The organism is Micromonospora fiedleri, from assembly GCF_016774385.1.
Classification (GTDB): Bacteria; Actinomycetota; Actinomycetes; order Mycobacteriales; family Micromonosporaceae; genus Micromonospora; species Micromonospora gifhornensis.
The window spans coordinates 1-524 of record NZ_JAETXL010000035.1 but is presented as its reverse complement, the minus strand read 5'-3'; the positions used below and the strand labels follow the sequence as shown (position 1 = coordinate 524).

1 pseudogene is annotated in these 524 nt (G+C 68.9%); it reads right to left on the bottom strand.

Features of this window, described 5'->3' with window-relative positions:
* A pseudogene (locus JMF97_RS30505) lies at positions 1–483 on the bottom strand (ammonium transporter); the annotation flags it as partial.
* Positions 484–524: the final 41 nt, after the last annotated feature.

Below are 524 nucleotides of genomic sequence, written 5' to 3'. Positions count from 1 at the left end.
GGGGGTCCAGAGCGAGAGGAGGAGCGGCGCGGAGAGCACGATGGACCGGATCGCCAGGAACGGCGCCCAGCAGCCGAACTTCACACGGCCCGCGGTGGCGCCGGTGACCGGCGCGGGCGTGAGCACCGGGAACATCATCTGGTACGCGACGAAGGGCAGCGCCGGAATGGGGATCCGGGCGTCGACCACGTGCAGGTGCGGGGCGGGCGGCACCTTCAGGTCGGTCAGCCCGAACAGTTCGAGGTTGCCGAACAGGCCGCTGCCGGCGTCGTCGCCGAAGGCGAACGTGTAGCCGACGAACACCCAGGTCAGGCTGACCACCCCGAGGGCGATCATGTTCTGCTGCAACATGGCCAGGACGTTGCGGCTGCGCACCATCCCGCCATAGAAGACGGCCAGGCCGGGCGTCATGAACAGCACCAGCCCCGTGCAGACCAACACCCAGGCGGTGTCCCCCGGATTCACCGCGACATCAGCGGACACGTCCTGCCCCTTTCTGCGTACGGTCGGTCAGACCGAACGCC